The 4,155-nt window shown below is 59.8% G+C and carries 4 protein-coding genes; 3 read left to right on the plus strand and 1 reads right to left on the minus strand.

Features of this window, described 5'->3' with window-relative positions; genetic code table 11:
- Positions 1–137: 137 nt before the first annotated feature.
- The gene (locus tag M0D69_RS43400; protein ID WP_301787940.1) at positions 138–1,028 is read right to left on the minus strand and encodes a LysR family transcriptional regulator; all 891 of its coding nucleotides are present in this window, start codon (positions 1,026–1,028) and stop codon (positions 138–140) included.
- Between the two features lie 201 nt (positions 1,029–1,229).
- On the opposite strand from M0D69_RS43400, the gene speB reads away from it, so the two are divergent.
- Genes speB through M0D69_RS43415 form a run of 3 tightly spaced genes read left to right on the plus strand, consistent with a single transcriptional unit; the run spans position 1,230 to position 3,985 of the window.
- Positions 1,230–2,180 carry an agmatinase gene (speB, locus tag M0D69_RS43405; RefSeq protein WP_301787941.1) on the plus strand — a complete coding sequence of 317 codons (951 nt, stop codon included), beginning with the start codon at positions 1,230–1,232 and terminating at the stop codon, positions 2,178–2,180.
- Positions 2,181–2,239: 59 nt separating this feature from the next.
- Positions 2,240–3,010 (plus strand): class II aldolase/adducin family protein, encoded by a 771-nt coding sequence (locus tag M0D69_RS43410; protein WP_301787942.1) that lies wholly within the window; start codon positions 2,240–2,242, stop codon positions 3,008–3,010.
- Positions 3,011–3,061: 51 nt separating this feature from the next.
- Positions 3,062–3,985: a glyoxylate/hydroxypyruvate reductase A gene (locus tag M0D69_RS43415; RefSeq protein ID WP_301787943.1), complete on the plus strand. Its 924-nt coding sequence runs from the start codon at positions 3,062–3,064 to the stop codon at positions 3,983–3,985.
- Positions 3,986–4,155: the final 170 nt, after the last annotated feature.

Here is a 4,155-nt window from a genome sequence, read left to right on the forward strand (position 1 = left end):
TTCTTTTTCGCCGTTGTGGAAAAAGAAATGAAGTGCCGCCACGCACAGTGGCTAATAGTGGTAAAGAGAATGGCTAACTTAAACCGACCGCTAACCTGAGCAGCAGCAACCCAGCCCCCCGAGTGCGAACGAAATCCTCACCGCCCAAGATGCGCCTTCAATGTGTCGCGGAATTTCTGGATCAAAGGTTCCTTCGAACGCCCCCGCCTGATGATCAAGGCAAACGGCGCCTGATAGCCGAACCCCGCCGGCGCAAGTGCGCGCAACCGGCCCCGGTCGACCCAGGACTGCGCATAATGCTCAGGCAAAAAGCCGATAAAAGCACCGGACAAGATCAGGATCAGTTGCCCCTCCATACTGTCCACCGTCGCCTCGCTACGCTTGAACCCGTGGCGCGCGAGCTCAGTCTGACTCCAGTAAGCTCGCCCAACCATGCGCTGCTGACTGATCGTTTCCTGCGGGATATGGCGCTCGTTAAAGAGCGGGTGGCTATCGCTGCAATACAACCAGTGCTGCTCACGATAAAGCGAATGGTAGATCAGTCCGTTCATGCGCAATTGAAACGCACCGATCGCCAGATCAAGGCGATTTCCCAGCACGCTAAGCTGCAATTCATAAGGGCTTTGCACATGCAAATGCAAATGCAGCGCAGGATGCTCGTGAGTAAATGCACCGATAATTTCAGAGAGCGGCAACGCTTTATCGCTGACGGTCGAGTCCAGCACGCCAAGCTTGATGCTGCCGCGCAATTCACCCCGCAGCCCCGCAGCGTAACGCTCGAAACCGTCCACCTCGCCAAGCAGCCGCAACGCTTCCTGATGGAACTCCTCGCCCTTTGGCGTCAGGCTAAAGCCGCCCCGCCCGCGATGACACAGCACAACGCCCACCAGCGATTCGAGCTGGCTCATGTAAGTGCTGATGGCCGACGTGGACAGGTTGAGTTCCTGCTGCGCCGCGGCAAAACCCTGATGTCGTATCACGCAGGTAAAAATGCGCAGCAAGCGTGCTTCAGGCAAAACAGTAGCCACATCAAACTCCATCGAATACGGTCAGTGCCAGCGAGCAAACCGTCCGGTGCTGGGCGGAGCTCAAGCGTTGCTCCACGGCCCGGACGTGCCGATACTTTAGAAATAACTGAACTAAATATTTCGCGCCAGCACTTTGTCGGTATGTCGATGAGCACCAGAATTCAATGCAGACAGTTCGACGAATGAATGTGAGGAAGTGTCATGGAAAAAATCTTTCATCAGCCGCTTGGCGGTAATGAAATGCCGCGCTTCGGCGGCATCGCCACGATGATGCGCTTGCCGCATCTCACCTCAGCTGCCGGGCTGGACGCCGCGTTTATCGGCGTACCGCTGGATATTGGCGCGTCGCTGCGTGCCGGCACGCGCTTCGGACCGCGCGGGATCCGCGCCGAGTCCGTGATGATCCGGCCATACAATATGGCGACCGGCGCCGCTCCGTTCGACTCGCTTTCAGTAGCCGATATTGGCGACGTCGCCATCAATACCTTCAATCTGCTGGACGCGGTCCGCATTATTGAAGAGTCGTATGACCGGATCCTCGAGCACGACGTCGTGCCGCTAACCTTGGGCGGCGATCACACCATCACGCTGCCGATCCTGCGCGCGCTGCATCGCAAGCATGGCAAGATCGGCCTCGTACATATCGATGCTCACGCCGACGTCAACGACCACATGTTCGGCGAGAAGATCGCCCACGGCACGACCTTCCGGCGCGCGGTGGAGGAGGGCCTGCTCGATTGCGAGCGTGTGGTACAAATCGGATTGCGCGCGCAGGGTTATACCGCCGACGACTTCAACTGGAGCCGCCGGCAAGGCTTTCGCGTCGTGCAGGCGGAGGAGTGCTGGCACAAGTCGCTCGATCCCCTGATGGCCGAAGTGCGCGCCAAGGTGCAGGGTGGGCCGGTGTATTTGAGCTTCGATATCGACGGTATCGATCCGGCTTGGGCGCCGGGTACCGGCACGCCGGAAATCGGCGGCCTGACGACAATCCAGGGTATCGAGATCATCCGCGGCTGCCATGGGCTGGATCTGATCGGATGCGATCTGGTCGAAGTGTCGCCACCCTACGACACGAGTGGGAACACCTCGCTGCTGGGTGCGAACCTGCTTTATGAAATGCTGTGCGTGCTGCCGGGCGTGATGCGTCGCTAAGCGTCGCTGAGTGCGCCAAGGCAGCCTCAAGCTGCGTCATCAGGAGGAAGGAGCACATTATGGAAACCACCATCACGCCCACCCCGGCCGCCGAACAAAAGGTCCGCGAGGATTTGGCGGCGCTGTATCGGCTGATCGCGCATTTCCGGATGACGGACATGATCGACACGCACATTACCGCGCGTTTGCCCGGCCTGAAACCGGCATTCCTGATCAACCGGTACGGCGTGCTGTTCCATGAGATGCGCGCCTCTGACCTCGTGAAGATCGACTACGAAGGCAAGGTGATCGACGAGCGTGCACGCGATACGCCGGAGCTTTTCACTGTGAACGCCGCTGGTTTTACGATTCACTCCGCGGTTCACATGGCGCGCGAGGACCTTGGGTTTGTCGTGCATACGCATACGGCCGCTGGCACCGGTGTGTCGGCGCAAGAACAAGGGTTGCTGCCTATCAGCCAGCATGCGCTGAAGTTCTACGGCAAGCTCGGTTACCACGACTATGAAGGCATCGCGCTCGACCTGGGCGAACGTGAGCGTCTGGTCGCCGATCTCGGCCCGCATAAGGCGATGATCCTGCGCAACCACGGTCTGCTCGCGGGCGGCGCGACCGCCGCGCACGCGTTTCACGAGATCTACTTTCTCGAGCGTGCTTGCCAGGCGCAGGTGCAGGCGCTGGCCGGAGGCGCGCAACTGCGGATACCGCCGGTTCACGTGCGCGAGCTAACCGCGCGGCAGTTCGAATCCGAAGGCGCGGACGCCATCATAGAACTGGCATGGCAAGCAGCACTGCGCCTGATAGCCGACAACCGTCCTGACTACCGGTCGTGATCCGCTGCGTGGTGTTGTGCCCTGACATGTCCCATCGATCTCAATCCACCGATGACCAAGCTCGTTCTTATAAGCAGCGACTACGACATGTCTCCTCTCGGGCCCGCAATTCTCGCTGCGGCGCCTGAACTGCAGGTCCATCATTTCGGTGCGCCTGAGGCCGGCGATGCCCAAGTCGCCGTATGCTGGAATCCACCGGCGGGTGCGTTGCGCTCGTTTCCCAATCTCCGGCTGGTCCATGGCATTGCCGCCGGCGTCGACAACATCTTGCGCGATCCTCATTTCCCTGCCGTGCCGTTGTGCCGTGTAGTCGATCCGTATCAGGCGCGTGCCATGAGCGAGTTTGTCATGTGGGGCGCGCTGCATTTTCATCGACAATTCGATCAGGTGCTGGTGAACCAGCGCAACGGACTGTGGCAGGTGCCGGATCAAAAACGGGCAAGCGATTGCACGATCGGCGTGATGGGGCTGGGTGAAATCGGCGCGCGGGTTGCCGCCGATCTGCTGCGTGCAGGTTTCACGGTGAGGGGCTGGGCGCGCAGTGCAAAAGAGCTGCCGGGTATCGAACCATTCAGCGGCCGGGGCGCCTTGCCTGCGTTCCTGTCGGGTGTTGATATTCTCGTATGTTTACTGCCTCTGACCGCTGAGACACGCGGCTTGTTGAACGCGGATGTGCTCAGGCAATTGCGGCCGGGCGCGAAACTGATTCACGTTGGCCGGGGCGAACATCTGGTGATGGAGGACTTGCTTGCGGCGTTGTCCGACGGGCACATGGGCGGTGCGATCATCGATGTTTTTCCCAATGAGCCGCTGCCGGCCGATGATCCGCTTTGGCGCCACCCCAAGCTCGTCGTTACGCCGCATATGGCGGCAATCTCAAGCCTTGAGACTATTGGTCTGCAGGTCGCCCAGAATGTGCGGCGTTTGCTGCGTGGCGAGCCGCTTAACAATCAAGTCGATGTGGGGCAGCGTTAGCACGGTGTGGGGGGGCAGTGCCGGGTCGGTGCTTTCGGCGTTGGTGGTCAGGGTCAATGCCGGGTTGCTGCTGCTTAGGCCTGCGGTCGTTATATGTTGGCTGTATTTTTTATCGCTATTAGCCACTGTGCGTGGCGGCACTTCATTTCTTTTTCCACACACCGGCGAAA

Origin of the sequence: Caballeronia sp. SEWSISQ10-4 2, assembly GCF_030464885.1 — a bacterium.
Lineage (GTDB): Bacteria > Pseudomonadota > Gammaproteobacteria > Burkholderiales > Burkholderiaceae > Caballeronia.